The organism is Bacillus sp. FSL R5-0286 (assembly GCF_038593245.1).
In the GTDB taxonomy this organism is placed as follows: Bacteria; Bacillota; Bacilli; order Bacillales; family Bacillaceae; genus Bacillus; species Bacillus altitudinis.
In genome coordinates this window covers 2,596,658-2,610,981 of record NZ_CP151977.1, presented here as the reverse complement: position 1 = coordinate 2,610,981, position 14,324 = coordinate 2,596,658, and the positions used below count along the sequence as shown (strand labels likewise).

At 40.8% G+C, this 14,324-nt stretch carries 17 protein-coding genes and 2 other annotated features; of the genes, 14 read left to right on the top strand and 3 right to left on the bottom strand.

The window, feature by feature from the left end:
* The first annotated feature begins 127 nt into the window (after positions 1 to 127).
* The 9 genes from speD (at position 128) to NST24_RS13390 (ending at position 8,980) form a co-directional block, all read left to right on the top strand.
* Entirely contained in the window at positions 128 to 508 is a 381-nt protein-coding gene (gene speD / locus NST24_RS13430; RefSeq protein ID WP_003216492.1) for an adenosylmethionine decarboxylase, read from the top strand.
* A gap of 184 nt (positions 509 to 692) precedes the next feature.
* The gene (locus NST24_RS13425) at positions 693 to 1,079 is read left to right on the top strand and encodes a cytosolic protein (RefSeq protein WP_096881727.1); all 387 of its coding nucleotides are present in this window, start codon (positions 693 to 695) and stop codon (positions 1,077 to 1,079) included.
* A 4-nt stretch (positions 1,080 to 1,083) separates the two neighbouring features.
* Positions 1,084 to 1,542, top strand: coding sequence for a transcriptional regulator NrdR (gene nrdR / locus NST24_RS13420; RefSeq protein WP_003216720.1), 459 nt, complete (start codon positions 1,084 to 1,086; stop codon positions 1,540 to 1,542).
* Positions 1,543 to 1,641: 99 nt separating this feature from the next.
* Positions 1,642 to 3,063: a replication initiation and membrane attachment family protein gene (locus NST24_RS13415; protein ID WP_017367826.1), complete on the top strand. Its 1,422-nt coding sequence runs from the start codon at positions 1,642 to 1,644 to the stop codon at positions 3,061 to 3,063.
* Positions 3,064 to 3,080: 17 nt separating this feature from the next.
* On the top strand, positions 3,081 to 4,010 hold the full coding sequence (gene dnaI, locus NST24_RS13410; protein ID WP_008346034.1) for a primosomal protein DnaI: 930 nt from the start codon (positions 3,081 to 3,083) through the stop codon (positions 4,008 to 4,010).
* A gap of 32 nt (positions 4,011 to 4,042) precedes the next feature.
* On the top strand, positions 4,043 to 4,681 hold the full coding sequence (locus NST24_RS13405; protein ID WP_160757461.1) for a TVP38/TMEM64 family protein: 639 nt from the start codon (positions 4,043 to 4,045) through the stop codon (positions 4,679 to 4,681).
* A 60-nt stretch (positions 4,682 to 4,741) separates the two neighbouring features.
* Positions 4,742 to 5,611, top strand: coding sequence for a putative sporulation protein YtxC (gene ytxC, locus NST24_RS13400; RefSeq protein ID WP_160757462.1), 870 nt, complete (start codon positions 4,742 to 4,744; stop codon positions 5,609 to 5,611).
* Positions 5,612 to 5,654: 43 nt separating this feature from the next.
* Positions 5,655 to 5,902: a binding site (T-box leader), on the top strand.
* 45 nt (positions 5,903 to 5,947) lie between these two features.
* The gene (thrS, locus tag NST24_RS13395; RefSeq protein WP_007501674.1) at positions 5,948 to 7,888 is read left to right on the top strand and encodes a threonine--tRNA ligase; all 1,941 of its coding nucleotides are present in this window, start codon (positions 5,948 to 5,950) and stop codon (positions 7,886 to 7,888) included.
* 171 nt (positions 7,889 to 8,059) lie between these two features.
* Positions 8,060 to 8,980, top strand: coding sequence for a methyl-accepting chemotaxis protein (locus tag NST24_RS13390; protein ID WP_125589941.1), 921 nt, complete (start codon positions 8,060 to 8,062; stop codon positions 8,978 to 8,980).
* A gap of 55 nt (positions 8,981 to 9,035) precedes the next feature.
* Here NST24_RS13390 and NST24_RS13385 read toward each other — a convergent pair whose 3' ends face one another.
* Positions 9,036 to 9,815 carry an HAD family hydrolase gene (locus NST24_RS13385; RefSeq protein ID WP_024718651.1) on the bottom strand — a complete coding sequence of 260 codons (780 nt, stop codon included), beginning with the start codon at positions 9,813 to 9,815 and terminating at the stop codon, positions 9,036 to 9,038.
* Positions 9,816 to 9,951: 136 nt separating this feature from the next.
* Positions 9,952 to 10,527 carry a DUF4352 domain-containing protein gene (locus NST24_RS13380; RefSeq protein ID WP_039168866.1) on the bottom strand — a complete coding sequence of 192 codons (576 nt, stop codon included), beginning with the start codon at positions 10,525 to 10,527 and terminating at the stop codon, positions 9,952 to 9,954.
* Between the two features lie 338 nt (positions 10,528 to 10,865).
* Positions 10,866 to 10,997: a sequence feature (ribosomal protein L20 leader region), on the top strand.
* A gap of 71 nt (positions 10,998 to 11,068) precedes the next feature.
* On the opposite strand from NST24_RS13380, the gene infC reads away from it, so the two are divergent.
* The 4 genes from infC to NST24_RS13360 all read left to right on the top strand — a co-directional run bounded on the left by infC (position 11,069) and on the right by NST24_RS13360 (position 12,531).
* Entirely contained in the window at positions 11,069 to 11,584 is a 516-nt protein-coding gene (gene infC / locus NST24_RS13375) for a translation initiation factor IF-3 (RefSeq protein ID WP_024718649.1), read from the top strand.
* 25 nt (positions 11,585 to 11,609) lie between these two features.
* The gene (rpmI, locus tag NST24_RS13370) at positions 11,610 to 11,810 is read left to right on the top strand and encodes a 50S ribosomal protein L35 (protein WP_003216324.1); all 201 of its coding nucleotides are present in this window, start codon (positions 11,610 to 11,612) and stop codon (positions 11,808 to 11,810) included.
* Between the two features lie 31 nt (positions 11,811 to 11,841).
* Entirely contained in the window at positions 11,842 to 12,201 is a 360-nt protein-coding gene (gene rplT, locus NST24_RS13365; protein ID WP_007501659.1) for a 50S ribosomal protein L20, read from the top strand.
* Between the two features lie 63 nt (positions 12,202 to 12,264).
* Positions 12,265 to 12,531: a DUF1294 domain-containing protein gene (locus NST24_RS13360; RefSeq protein ID WP_138278846.1), complete on the top strand. Its 267-nt coding sequence runs from the start codon at positions 12,265 to 12,267 to the stop codon at positions 12,529 to 12,531.
* 17 nt (positions 12,532 to 12,548) lie between these two features.
* On the opposite strand, the gene NST24_RS13355 is transcribed toward NST24_RS13360, so the two are convergent.
* The gene (locus NST24_RS13355) at positions 12,549 to 12,953 is read right to left on the bottom strand and encodes a hypothetical protein (protein WP_024718647.1); all 405 of its coding nucleotides are present in this window, start codon (positions 12,951 to 12,953) and stop codon (positions 12,549 to 12,551) included.
* Positions 12,954 to 13,132: 179 nt separating this feature from the next.
* On the opposite strand from NST24_RS13355, the gene NST24_RS13350 reads away from it, so the two are divergent.
* Entirely contained in the window at positions 13,133 to 14,221 is a 1,089-nt protein-coding gene (locus NST24_RS13350) for a M42 family metallopeptidase (RefSeq protein WP_017358255.1), read from the top strand.
* Positions 14,222 to 14,324: the final 103 nt, after the last annotated feature.

The window sequence follows — 14,324 nt, the reverse complement described above, 5'->3', positions numbered from 1 at the left end:
GTTCGCAGACTCATTCGGGTATACTTAAAGGGTTAGGACCTCTTTGGACTAACTTTCCCCCGTGGTATATGTCCGGTCCGGCTGCTTAGAACTTCACTCTTTCATTCTTGTTTAAGGGGGGTCCATGATGGAAACAATCGGACGTCACGTTATCTCCGAGTTATGGGGATGCGACTGTGATAAACTGAACGACATGGATTTTATTGAAAAAACGTTTGTAAATGCAGCTTTGAAATCAGGAGCTGAAGTAAGAGAGGTTGCTTTTCACAAATTTGCACCTCAAGGAGTAAGTGGAGTTGTCATTATTTCTGAATCTCATCTGACAATTCACAGCTTTCCTGAACATGGTTATGCGAGCATAGATGTTTATACTTGTGGCGATCTAGATCCGAATATTGCAGCAGATCATATCGGAGATGAACTAGGTGCTGAAACAAGAGAAAACATCGAAATTCCTCGAGGCATGGGACCTGTACAAGTGAAACAGGCGCAAGCCAAAGCACTGTAAACATAAAAAAGATTGCAATGGGAGCTGGCCAAAAGCATTAAATGCCTTTGTGTTATGCTCCTTTTTATATTTGTTCCATACACGACATCCAGCATGATCCAACCTGTCTATACTTTTGTTCTAGGAAAACAAAGGTTTTTTTTATAAAATAAAGAAGAGGGTTTATGACAAAGGGGATATGTGTATGACTTTAGGACAAAAGCTCAAACGATTCATTTCAAATCATACAGAAACATCTGACCATCATCCAGTGTCAGAGCTGAAAAGCCATTACTACAAATCGACACAAACTCAAGTTTTCCAAGCGGTAGAAGCCGTTCTTTTAAGAAACGATTCCTATCAAGTGACATCTGTTTCAGCAGAACGAGGTGAAATCAGCGCAAACATACGAACGCCGAAAAAAGCTTTTCTCGTGGCGACTGTCATTTCAATTCGTCCTTTTGAAACAGCTGTCGATTTTAATGTGACAACAGAAACAGCACTGCCAACAGACTTTGGCTACAGTCAAAAGGCTGTTTTGTCCCTTTATAAAGAACTAGACAAACAACTTCCAAGAAGAGATCGGAGCTGATGAAATGAAATGTCCCACATGTCAGCACCTTGGCACAAGGGTGCTTGATTCAAGACCAGTAGATGAAGGGAAGTCCATCCGTCGGAGAAGAGAGTGTGAAAGCTGTCAATATCGCTTTACGACGTTTGAAAAATTAGAAGAATTGCCATTGATTGTGGTGAAAAAAGAAGGAATTCGAGAAGAATTCAGCCGGGAAAAGATGCTGAGAGGCCTCATTAAAGCGTGTGAAAAGCGTCCTGTCGCTTTAAAACAGCTCGAGGATGTCTGCTTTAACATCGAGAAGGAATTGCGTAACCAAGGCATGTCAGAGGTGAAAAGCGAGCTTGTAGGGGAAATGGTGATGGACGAGCTGGCGAAAATTGATGAAGTGTCTTACGTCAGGTTTGCCTCGGTATACCGTCAATTTAAAGATATCAATGTATTTATTGATGAATTAAAAGATTTATTAAAGAAAGAACGCTAAAAAAGAGCTGAAGATTCTTCATGCTCTTTTTCCTGCGTAAAGCGTAAAACGCAAAAAGAGTGTACAATGAAGACAACCGTATTAAGGGAGGATCAGCATATGACAGAGCATTGGAAGGAAGTGCTAGCCGTCGATCCGTATGTCGTCAAAAGCGCTTCATTGCTCGGTGACATCGATAGACAGCTTATAACTCTTTTATATCAGCCGCTTATTGGCATGTCCGCTTTCAGTTTATACATGACGCTGTGGGGAGAGCTGGAACAAAATCGAATGTGGGGGAAACCCGCACCTCACCGTCAGCTGATGGTGATGCTGCAAACGAATTTAAATGATATTTTTGAGGAGCGCTTAAAGCTTGAAGCGATCGGATTACTCCGCACATATGAACAGGAAACGGAAGAAGGCAGACTGTTTACATATGAGCTCGTGCCGCCGCTGAGACCGGATGAATTTTTCCAAGACGGTATGCTGAATGTCCTTTTGTATCATCGGGTAGAGAAAGCAAAATATATGCAGCTTCGTGATTATTTTTCTTATCCAGGAGTTCCTGCTGATGCAAAGAACATCTCCCGATCGTTTGAAGAAGTGTTTCACGTCTTGCAGCCAGGAGAGCGCAAGATGACAGAGGAAATCAATCAGGCGTCATCGCTTGACGAGGGCTACGAATATGTGACAGTTGGCTCAAGTCAGCCTGCACCGCTTTCAGATGAATCTTTTGATTTTGATCTATTGTTAGCAGGCATGTCGGATATGATGATTCCGAGAAAAGCTTTGACAAAGCAAGTGAAAGAGACAATTAAGAAGTTAGCGGTCGTCTATGGCATCACCCCGCTGCAAATGCAAAATATTGTCGCAGGTGCCTGTGGTTCAGATCAGATGATATCAACTGAGGATCTGCGAAAAGCAGCGAGAGACTGGTATCAAATTGAATACAGAGGTGAACAGCCGAAGCTGATTGATCAAAAACAGCCAAGGCATTTACGTCACAATGTCACGCAGAATTCAGGTGCAGATGCGCCTGATGCGAAATTGATTGAAAAGCTTGATCATATTTCGCCTAGAGAGCTTCTAAAAGATATGGCAGATGGCATTGAGCCGACGTATGCAGACTTAAGAATTGTTGAAGATATTATGCTTGAGCAGCAGCTAGAGCCTGGGGTCATGAATGTCCTGATCTACTATACACTGCTAAAAACCGATATGAAACTGTCCAAAACATATATGCAGAAAATCGCCGCCCACTGGGTGCGAAAGAAAATCAAAACAGTGGCAGCTGCTATGAAAATTGCCAAAGAAGAGAATAGGCAAATGACAGAATGGGCGCAGCAAAAAAATAAGCGTCAATCATATGGGTCAGGAAAAGTGATCCGCGAGGAGAAGCTGCCTGACTGGATGAAAGAAGCTGAAACGAAAGAACAGCCAAAAGAACAGACAGATAACTTGTCTACAGAGGACCTCGAACGAGAAAAAGAAAAATTGTTAGATCAGTTTAATAATATGAAAAAGTACAATGCACATTAATGTGAGGTGAGATGGAGATGAAACCGATCGGTCGTTCATTTGATCAGCTAAAAGGGCGGGTAGATTTTCGCGTGAGATACAATCAGATTAAAGAAAGTGTCCTAGCTGATGAAGATGTAAAAGCTTTTTTAAAGGAGCATCAAGAGGACATCCAAGAAGACATGATCAATCGCAGCTTGAACAGGCTCTTTGAATATGTACAACAATCAAAGGGTTGTTCTTACTGCTTAGAGGAAGAGAATGTAAATGTCATTTTAGACGGGTATCACCCGAAGCTTGTGATCAAAGGTCAGAGCATTGATATTGAATATTCCCCTTGTCCTGTCAAACTGCGGCTTGATAGACAGAAAAAACAGCAAGAACTCATGAAAAGCATGTATATTCCGCAGAATGTTCTTCAAGCGACGTTTGCTGATTTAAATGTGGTTGGAAGACAAGAAGTCATTCAAAAAGTAGGTCAATTCTTGCAAAGTTATGATGAAACAGGTAAGGGCAAAGGCCTCTATTTACATGGAAAGTTTGGGGTCGGAAAAACATTTATTCTGGCAGCGATTGCGCAGCAGCTAGCGGTAAAAGAGTATCCATCTCTCCTTGTATACGTGCCTGAATTTGTGAGAGAGTTAAAAAATTCGTTAGCTGATCATACACTCGAAGAGAAGCTGAATATGGTCAAATCAACACCAATTTTAATGCTTGATGATATTGGAGCAGAGTCGATGACAAGCTGGGTACGAGATGAACTTTTAGGAACAATCTTGCAATACCGCATGGCAGAGCAGCTGCCGACTTTTTTCTCTTCTAATTTCTCACCGAATGAGTTAAAGCATCACTTTACGTACTCACAGCGCGGGGAAAAAGAAGAGGTGAAGGCAGCTCGATTAATGGAACGTATTCTCTACCTAGCTGAACCAGTTCTGCTTGAAGGAGAAAATCGCCGTCATTTATAAAAAGATAGGTCACGTGAAGGGGAGCGGATGAAATGAATAAAAGAAAATGGCTGCTTTTCCTCGTGATTGGCGTCCTAGCTGCTGTGCTATGGTGGCTCAACAAACAGCATCTTCAACTGTCGCCGAAAGATGTGAAGAATTGGATTCTTCAATTTGGGATGTTGGCTCCCTTTGTCTTTCTTTTCTTATCACTTTTTCGTCCATTTGTGCTTGTCCCTCTCACCGTCTTTTCGCTAGCAGCAGGTTTGGCATTCGGCAGTGTCCTTGGGACCATTTATGCCTTAGCTGGTGCGACAGCAGGTGCAACAGGATCTTTCCTGCTTGCCTCAACCCTCCGTTCAAACAAGCAGGAAACCGAATCAAGCAATCGGAAGCTAAAAGCGGTGACGTCCCGTATTCAAGAGCATGGATTTCTTTATATCCTCTTATTACGCATTGCGCCCATTCACTTTGATTTTGTCAGTTATGCCGCAGCAGCTTCACGTGCGAATTATCGTGCATTTGCGGCAGCGACTTTTTTAGGGTTAATACCTGGTACTGTGGCGTTAAATGTCCTTGGATCAAGCTTTGTGAGCGGAAATTATGCCGCCTTAGCGATTGTTTGTTTGATTTATTTGATCTTTATCTCAGTGCCACTGATTTTAAAAAGAAAGATGCCTGATTTATTTTAGGCGTCTATTTTTTATGTTCCCCCCATATATATGTAACAGATGTCGTTAGGGGGGACAAACATGCTTGAAATAATCTTTGAAGATGAATATGATACCGCCGCTTTTTTACATCTTGCTGAACACTTGGACAGTCGGCATCACATTTCGATTCAACAAGGGAAAGACCGGCTTCTCATAGAAGCGAAGAAATCAGGAGAAGCCATAGAGCACATTGTGCGGACATTACTGATTCACTTTTTTTTGGAATGCAAAGAAAATGAACGCATGCGCAGCATCCTTGAAAACACATACTTATTTAAAGATCCAGAAGAGCAGCACCAAATTCTTTCAATCGCCCATAGCATCATGAAAGGGGATCTAGATGATATCCCTGGAATTCATCAAGACCCACCGAGGGAGGATCTGTTAAAAAAAGAGCTTGAGACGATTTCTTTACAGCAAGGTATTTTTTCCATTGGTTCATTTATGACATTTAGGCTCTCAGCGTATGACAGAAGGCTGAAGAACTATGTTGAAGTATCCATCGAAGAATATAAAATGGAACAAGAATATCAAAACTTTATTCAATCCCTTCGAGACTATGTGATGTCAAGAGAACCTAAGCTTGAAAAAGTACATGTTGTACATCAGGACCGCCTGATGATTTGGGAATTTCGGTACGCTTCTGAGCGTGATCAAAAACAATACATAGACAGACAGTTTGTAAGAGAGCATCCAATGTATATTGATTCGCAGTTGATTGCACCGCTTGTATCCATTGCGCCACAAAAGATTGACCTATTTACAGATGATACAGGTCACTCGATGGTGCAAACCATTCAAAATATTTTTCAAGAAAGAGTTGAGGTATTCCCTCTTCATTCGTTTCAGGAACAGCATGTTCAATTTGTTCCTAGTCATTTGGAAAAGAAAAGTGAAAAGCTTTCTTGATTTTCACGAAAAAACGTTTTATAATACGGTGTAACTTCATACAGAGACCGTATTGATAAGGACATGAACAAATGAACACCCGCTTAAAGAGAGGGAAGCCATGGCTGAAAGCTTCCTAGCAGAGGACCATTTGCTTTACCACCTTTGAACATCAGCTGTGAACTGTTTAGTAATAGCTGACGGGAATTCCCGTTATTGAACCACAAGCCGTATTTGCTTTTGACAAAGCAAGCTGCAAATACGGGAAAAAGGGTGGAACCACGATTCCGTTTATTCAACCTCGTCCCTTTCCAGGGGGCGGGGTTTTTATATTGCCAAAAAAAGGAGTGACTAGAGATGTCAGAACAAATTCAACTTACATTTCCAGATGGAGCAGTCAAGGAGTTTGACAAAACAGCTACAACAGAAGACATCGCGGCATCAATTAGCCCAGGCCTAAAGAAAAAAGCGCTTGCCGGTAAATTGAACGGCAAAGAAATAGATCTGCGTACGCCGCTGTTAGAAAGTGGAACAATCGAGATCATCACAGATAAGAGTGAAGAAGCGCTCGATATTATGCGACACAGCACAGCGCATTTGCTTGCACAGGCAATCAAACGCATTTATGGAAAAGAGCATCACGTCCAGTTTGGCGTAGGCCCTGTCATCGAAAATGGCTTTTACTATGATGTCGATATCGATGTAGCGATTACACCTGAAGATTTACCAAAGATTGAAAAAGAAATGAAAAAAATCATTAACAGCAATTTGCCGATTGAGCGCATTGAAGTTTCTAGAGAAGAAGCGAAAGCACGCTTTGAAGCAATTGGCGATGAATTGAAGCTAGAGCTGTTAGAAGCAATCCCAGAAGGCGAAGCCGTCACAATTTATGAGCAAGGTGAATTCTTCGATCTATGTCGCGGTATTCACTTGCCGTCTACAGGGAAAATCAAAGAATTCAAGCTGTTAAGCCTTGCAGGTGCTTACTGGAGAGGCGACAGTAACAACCAAATGCTTCAGCGTATTTACGGAACAGCTTTCTTCAGCAAAGAAGAATTAAACGAGCATTTACGTCTGCTTGAAGAAGCAAAAGAGCGTGATCACCGTAAACTAGGCAAAGAATTGAAACTGTTTGCGAACTCTCAAAAAGTGGGCCAAGGTCTTCCGCTCTGGCTGCCAAAAGGGGCAACAATCCGCCGCGTCATTGAGCGTTATATTGTTGATAAAGAAGTACGCCTTGGTTATGAGCATGTGTATACACCCGTTCTTGCGAGTGTAGAATTGTATAAAACATCAGGCCACTGGGCGCATTATCAAGAAGACATGTTCCCTGTGATGGAAATGGACAATGAAGATCTTGTTCTCCGTCCAATGAACTGTCCGCACCATATGATGATTTACAAAAATGAACCGCATAGCTATCGTGAATTGCCAATTCGGATTGCAGAGCTTGGTACAATGCACCGCTATGAAATGTCAGGCGCTTTATCCGGCCTTCAGCGTGTTCGCGGGATGACATTAAACGATGCCCATATCTTTGTTCGTCCAGATCAAATCAAAGACGAATTCATTCGTACAGTACGCCTAATTGAAGAAGTGTATCAAGACTTTGGCTTGAATGACTACACATTCCGCTTATCTTACCGTGATCCAGAAGATACTGAGAAGTATTTCGACGATGATGCGATGTGGAATAAAGCACAGTCTATGCTTAAAGATGCAATGGACGAGCTTGGACATGACTACTATGAAGCAGAAGGCGAAGCGGCATTTTATGGTCCGAAGCTTGATGTCCAAGTAAAGACAGCTCTTGGAAAAGAAGAGACTTTGTCTACTGTACAGCTAGACTTCTTACTCCCAGAGCGTTTCGATCTCACATATATCGGAGAAGATGGAAAACACCATCGTCCAGTTGTCATTCATAGAGGAGTTGTGTCCACAATGGAACGCTTCGTTGCCTTCTTAATTGAAGAATACAAAGGAGCTCTTCCAACATGGCTGGCACCTGTACAATTCCAAGTCATTCCGGTTTCACCATCTGTCCATCTAGATTACGCGAAAAAAGTGCAAGAACGTTTGCAGCTTGAAGGACTGCGTGTAGAATTAGACAGTCGTGATGAAAAAATAGGATACAAAATTAGAGAAGCGCAAATGCAAAAGATTCCGTACATGCTGGTTGTCGGTGATCAAGAAGCAGAAAATGGCGCGGTCAATGTAAGAAAATATGGGGAACAAGATTCAGAAACAATGGACCTCGAAGCTTTTGTGAAACATGCAGTCGCAGAAGCAAAAAAATAATGAAGGCGAACGAAACAGTCAGTGATCTCATCTATTGAGGTTGCTGGCTTTTTTCTTATGGAAAAAAATTCTCCACTAGTGATCCATTTGCGCAAATGATACGTTTAGATAGTACGAAAGTATGGGTAAGTATGTACTATTAGAGAGAGGCAAATTGGGGGAATGAAAGCAATGATTCAAACAACAAATACTGTATCAACACAAGTATTGGAGCAATCAGCTGTGCTTCGTGCGCTAGAGCACTCACTGGCGATGATTGAATTTGATGTCACAGGTAAGGTCCTATGGGTCAATGATATTTTTGCAAAAGCCATGAAATATTCAAAGGAAGAAATGATTGGTTTAAAGCATAGACAGTTTTGTCCTCCGCATATTGCAGAAGACGCAAGTTATCAAATGTTTTGGAAGCGTTTGAAGAATGGTCAAGTGTTTCAGGAAAAGGTGCAGCGGATCACGAAGTACGGTGACACCTTATGGCTTGAAGCGACGTATACGCCAGTGCTCAATGAAGAGGGGAATGTAGTGGCTGTCGTGAAAGTGGCAACAGATATTACGGAGAGAGAAAACACAATGAAGCAGGTAGTAGAAGACCTAAAGGATATGTCTGCAAAATTAATGGAGCGAGCGGAAATCGGCATCCAGCATAGTCAAAGTGTAAATGCTTCTTTTGAACATATCGCGAATGAAACTGATCAAAACATGAGTTTGCTAGAAGGGTTAACAGAGCAGGTGGAGTCGATCAGCTCAATTGCTACAACGATTAACAGTATCGCTTCCCAAACGCAGCTGCTCGCATTGAACGCGGCCATAGAAGCTGCGCATGCGGGTTCCTATGGAAATGGCTTTAGTGTCGTCGCGGCAGAAATCCGTAAGCTTGCGACAGATTCAAAGGAAGCGATCGTAAAGGTGGATCGTTATGTGAAGGCGATCCATTTAGAAGTTGAAAAGGTCAGCACCGGAACAAGCCGTGCAAAGACAAGCGTGTTTACAAACCGGGATCTTGTCAAGCAAGCAAGCGAGGAATTCATGAATGTAGGAGAAGCAGCACGAGGCTTAGATCGTCAAGCACAAAGTTTAGCAGCAATTGTATAGCCGAAAACGAAAAAACACCCAATCTCGATCAGGAGAAGGGTGTTTTTCCTATGGTTTATTTTAAAATATCAAACAATTCGTGTAAGTCTTTAATTTCATAATCTGGTGTCACATCTGTTTCATTTTTCTTGCCATGACGATTGATCCAAACGGTTTGGATGCCAGCGCGAGAAGCGCCGAGAATATCTGTTTTTGGATTATCTCCTACCATGATGACGTCATCTTTTGTGAGATTTAACAGCTGAAGGCAGTGCTCAAAGATGCCAGGATCAGGCTTTCCTTTTCCGTAATCTCCTGAAATCACAATTTCATTAAAGTAAGGGGCAAGTTCCGGAACACCTGCAAGTTTTTCTTTTTGCAGACTAGGATCTCCATTTGTTAAAAGGAGTAATTCATAAGTGCCCTTCAGGCGCTCTAAAACAGGATACGTTTCTTCATAGACATATGGGCGTTTTCTACGCTCTGCTGCAAAGAAATCTGCTAAGTATTGACCAAATGCTTCATCGTCAATGCCTGCCTCTTTTAAGCCGTTTGTCCATGCGTTTTTGCGATACTCTGGTGCAAGGGCGTTCAGCTTTTGAAAGCCTTCGCTAATCGGCTCACTAAAATTAGACCACAGTCCTTCAAAAGGATTAATGCCAATCATAACAGTATAATCATATGTTTCATAAGAAGAGTACAGCTTTCTTGCTTCTTCACGCACGATCTGTTCAAACGATTCTGGATCAAGTCCATATTTCTTTTCCGCTTCCCTGCATGTTTCCTGAAAAGTGGTATGAATGCTTTTTTCATCCCAAAGCAAAGTATCATCTAAATCGAAAAATACGGCTTTCATGATCTTCTCCCTTGTTATGTATGTAGTTACCCTCAATTGCATGTGACAGGCTCATGTTCATTTTACAATAGAAGTTTTAGAGTTTAAATAGCTTATTTAGTAATAAAAAAAGTGCACAAAAATGTGCACTCTTACATTATTTTGATAAATCAATGGTCTTATACTTACCGCCAGTCCATCCTAGTCCTGATGAGACTTGAAGCGAGAATTTCTTTTCGTTTGGAACTTCAAAAGCAATTTTACCTTTTTTAGATAATTTAGGATTTATTTGTTTTAAGAAGAAACTTGAATCGGTATCATTTACATACATATTATTTGTTGCAAGTGATTTGTATTCTGTGCCGTCTTTGCCAATTAACCTGAACATCTCAGTATCTACCATTCTACCTTTTTTACCTGTATTTTTGACCGTTATTTCAACAATCACAAATTTGCCGTCTGTCGTTACATCACTCATATACTGTTTTTGTAAAGATTTCGCTTCTGTTACGCTGTTTACTTGATAAGTAAAGTCTTCGACTGCTACTTTATCTCCAATTTTATGCGTTTTTTCTTTATTATTTTTCTTTTCGCTACTCGTTACTGCATTTTTAGAACCAGTGTTTGATGTATTATCTTTTTTGTTGCCGCCCCCAGCCATACAAGATACAAAGATAATGATCAAAATGAGAATAATGATACTAAGACACCCAATCTTAAAAAACTTTTTCAAATAAATCCCCTACTTTTCCTTATTTTATTAAATGAATTTGAATACTTCTCCAATGATAAGTCTAAAGGATTATAAAATCAATCATTTTTTTGAAAAAATAGATATAATATCCTTTTTTATATGGAATATGATTTATATTTTTGTTTATTTTGTGTATACAACTTGATTTATATCGGTGTGTTAATGAAATATTGAAGGAATTGAAGAGACTTTATTTTCTTTTTAAATAAGTCTTGCCCAAAACGTTTCGTCATGCTAAAATGAAAAAGTTGTTTCAAGAGTTCGGTTACTTGACGGACAAATGAAAATTGTGTAGAATAGTTAACGAATTGAATAGATATCACAAGCAGAAGCACCCGCTTCTCACCTGATTGACACATGTTTGTAGTTGACAGGTTGACCGTACATTTATTTTTTCATGCAAATGTTCGCAGTGTGGGTGTTTTATATGCCCACACTTTTTGTTTGCCTGTAAAACATACAACGAAATGGTCAAAATGAATTGTGAACTCAATTCAAAATCTCATGGAGGTGGCTCACTATTAGCAAAGATCAATTAGTTAATGAAGGTATTCGTGCGCGTGAAGTTCGTTTGATCGGACAAAATGGCGATCAGCTGGGGATTAAAACCCGCCAGGAAGCTCTGGAAATTGCTACGAAAGCCAATCTTGACCTTGTGTTAGTTGCTGCAAATGCAAAACCACCTGTTTGCCGAATCATGGACTACGGTAAGTTCCGATTCGAACAACAGAAGAAGGAAAAAGAGGCACGTAAGAATCAAAAAATCATTAGCTTAAAAGAAGTTCGGTTGAGCCCGACAATCGATGAACATGATTTTAACACGAAGCTCCGTAATGCAATCAAATTCCTTGAAAAGGGAGATAAAGTGAAAGCTTCTATCCGCTTTAAAGGCCGTGCGATTACGCATAAAGAAATCGGACAGCGCGTGTTAGACCGTTTCTCTGAAGCTTGCGCTGAAGTAGCAACAGTAGAAACAAAACCTAAGATGGACGGACGCAGCATGTTCCTCATGCTTGCACCAAAAGTCGAAAAGTAAAAGTAACAGAGGGAGGAAACATCCAATGCCAAAAATGAAAACTCACCGCGGATCTGCTAAACGTTTCAAAAAAACAGGTTCTGGTAAACTTAAACGTTCTCATGCGTACACAAGTCACTTGTTCGCTAACAAATCTACAAAGCAAAAACGTAAATTGCGTAAGAGCGCAATCGTAAGTGCTGGAGATTTCAAACGTATCAAACAACAACTTGCAAACATCAAGTAATCTGGAATAGGAATCATAGGAGGGAATTACAATGCCAAGAGTAAAAGGCGGAACTGTGTCGCGTCAGCGTCGTAAAAAGGTTCTTAAATTAGCAAAAGGTTATTTCGGTTCAAAACATAGATTATATAAAGTAGCAAACCAACAGGTGATGAAATCTGGAAACTACGCTTTCCGTGACCGTCGTCAGAAAAAACGTGACTTCCGTAAACTATGGATTACTCGTATCAATGCTGCAGCTCGTATGAACGGTCTTTCTTACAGCCGTTTAATGCATGGCTTAAAGCTTTCTGGTATCGAAGTAAACCGCAAAATGCTTGCTGATCTTGCTGTGAATGACCTAAACGCATTCAACCAGCTTGCTGATGCTGCAAAAGCACAACTAGACAAGTAAGTCATATAAAAGATCATTCCGCCAAGGAGTGATCTTTTTTTCTCATCATGTGAGGTGAAATCAATGAATATCGCTCTGATCGTGCTGCTCATCTTGGTCAATGTCTATGGGTTTTGTCTCATGGGAGAGGATAAACGCCGAGCGAAAGCACACAAATGGAGAATATCAGAAGCGCACTTATGGAGTGCCGCAGTACTTTTTGGTGCTGCTGGGTCATTTCTTGGCATGCAGTATTTCCGTCATAAAACAAAGCATCCTGCCTTTCAAATGGGTATGCCTGCTTTAATTATTGTCCAATTGGTGATATTGGTCTATCTCAATCTCATCTGAAAAGGGAGCAGACGCCGTTAAGTCGGCGTATCTGCTCCCTTTTTTTGTTTGATTTTTTTGATGGGCTGATCCCAATCAATTTTTGTTTGAGGATACCGTTCAATGATGTTTTCCTCAAGTTTTTCAAAGTCTTCTAATGTGAATTCATTTAGCTTCTCAGGTGACTCCGTCCAAACGTAAATGGAGTGGACAAACAGAGGATGATCCTTAGAAGGAACATGCTTCTCCCCTTCAAACAAGACACCTTTATAGACGAAATTAAAATTTTTGCGGGCATTTTGCTGTTCGTCCATAAAATAAAAGCCTTCTTTTAATTGTGCTTGTTTCAGCTTTCTTCTCGGGTTTGAGAAGAATTTTACCGCCATGTAGAAAATATAGACAAGCACTGCAACAAGAGCAAGTCTAATGAGGATGACAAACATGACAGGATGCACCTCCAATACCGTTATCTGATGTACTACGAATGAGAAAGACAAAAGGTTTCAACTTTTTTTAAAAAAATATTTCGATTAACGAAAAAATATTCATAAAAAGATCGTATTGAACGAAAGAGGTTTTGTATAATAAGAATGCACCATGAAGAAAAAGGAGGATACACAGAATGACAAAACTAGATCAAACATTAACTATGCTGAAAGACCTAACGGATGCAAAAGGGATTCCAGGAAATGAACGTGATGTAAAAAAAGTCATGCAGTCATACATAGAAACATATGCGGATGAAGTCTCTACAGACCGCCTTGGCAGCTTAATTGCTAAGAAGGAGGGAAATGCAAATGGGCCTAAAGTGATGCTTGCTGGTCACTTAGATGAAGTAGGATTCATGGTGACAAAAATCGATGACAAAGGCTATATTCGTTTTCAAACGGTCGGTGGCTGGTGGTCACAAGTTATGTTGGCGCAGCGTGTCACCATTGTGACGAAAAAAGGAGACATTACAGGTGTGATTGGTTCTAAACCGCCACATGTCTTATCACCAGAAGCACGAAAGAAATCAATCGAAATCACAGATATGTTCATTGATATTGGGGCTTCGAGCAAAGAACAGGCAATGGAATGGGGCGTCCTCCCTGGAGATCAAATCGTACCTTACTTTGAGTTTACGGTAATGAATGACGAAAAAATGCTTCTTGCAAAAGCCTGGGACAACCGTATCGGCTGTGCAGTAGCGATTGATGTCATGAAGAATTTAAAGGATACTCAGCATGAAAATATTGCATACAGTGTAGCAACTGTCCAAGAGGAAGTTGGCTTACGCGGAGCTAAAACAGCTGCAGCTACCATCCAGCCTGATATTGGATTTGCTATTGATGTTGGAGTAGCAGGTGATACACCAGGTATTACTGAAAAAGAAGCAACAAGCAAACTTGGCAAAGGACCAACGATTGTTGTATTCGACGCTTCCATGGTTTCTCATAAAGGGCTTCGCGATTTTGTTGTCCAAACTGCAGATGAATTAAACATTCCTTATCAATATGATTCCATGCCAGGTGGAGGAACAGATGCTGGAGGTATTCACTTAACAGGTCATGGCGTTCCATCACTATCCATCGGGATTCCAAGCAGATATATTCATACCCATGCAGCCATGATTCATCGAGATGATTATGAAAATGCGGTGAAGCTTTTAACAGAAGTCATCAAAAGACTTGATCAAAAAACGGTCGAACAAATTACGTACGGTTCTTAATGATGAAACCTTTCCTCAGTATGGGGAAAGGTTTTTTAATTGCGTTGAATTTCCCAGGAAATGAACTTTGGAATGTAAGTTGTGTCAAAAGAACTGTTTTCAG

Excerpts from the sequence above, each read along its gene's own strand:
- NST24_RS13390 (WP_125589941.1), top strand. The coding sequence starts at position 8,060 with ATGATTCAAACAACAAATACTGTATCAACACAAGTATTGGAGCAATCA.
- speD (WP_003216492.1), top strand. The coding sequence starts at position 128 with ATGGAAACAATCGGACGTCACGTTATCTCCGAGTTATGGGGATGCGAC.
- dnaI (WP_008346034.1), top strand. The coding sequence starts at position 3,081 with ATGAAACCGATCGGTCGTTCATTTGATCAGCTAAAAGGGCGGGTAGAT.
- NST24_RS13355 (WP_024718647.1), bottom strand. The coding sequence starts at position 12,953 with ATGTTTGTCATCCTCATTAGACTTGCTCTTGTTGCAGTGCTTGTCTAT.
- rpmI (WP_003216324.1), top strand. The coding sequence starts at position 11,610 with ATGCCAAAAATGAAAACTCACCGCGGATCTGCTAAACGTTTCAAAAAA.
- NST24_RS13385 (WP_024718651.1), bottom strand. The coding sequence starts at position 9,815 with ATGAAAGCCGTATTTTTCGATTTAGATGATACTTTGCTTTGGGATGAA.
- thrS (WP_007501674.1), top strand. The coding sequence starts at position 5,948 with ATGTCAGAACAAATTCAACTTACATTTCCAGATGGAGCAGTCAAGGAG.
- NST24_RS13405 (WP_160757461.1), top strand. The coding sequence starts at position 4,043 with ATGAATAAAAGAAAATGGCTGCTTTTCCTCGTGATTGGCGTCCTAGCT.
- ytxC (WP_160757462.1), top strand. The coding sequence starts at position 4,742 with ATGCTTGAAATAATCTTTGAAGATGAATATGATACCGCCGCTTTTTTA.
- nrdR (WP_003216720.1), top strand. The coding sequence starts at position 1,084 with ATGAAATGTCCCACATGTCAGCACCTTGGCACAAGGGTGCTTGATTCA.
- NST24_RS13360 (WP_138278846.1), top strand. The coding sequence starts at position 12,265 with ATGAATATCGCTCTGATCGTGCTGCTCATCTTGGTCAATGTCTATGGG.
- NST24_RS13425 (WP_096881727.1), top strand. The coding sequence starts at position 693 with ATGACTTTAGGACAAAAGCTCAAACGATTCATTTCAAATCATACAGAA.
- NST24_RS13415 (WP_017367826.1), top strand. The coding sequence starts at position 1,642 with ATGACAGAGCATTGGAAGGAAGTGCTAGCCGTCGATCCGTATGTCGTC.
- NST24_RS13350 (WP_017358255.1), top strand. The coding sequence starts at position 13,133 with ATGACAAAACTAGATCAAACATTAACTATGCTGAAAGACCTAACGGAT.
- rplT (WP_007501659.1), top strand. The coding sequence starts at position 11,842 with ATGCCAAGAGTAAAAGGCGGAACTGTGTCGCGTCAGCGTCGTAAAAAG.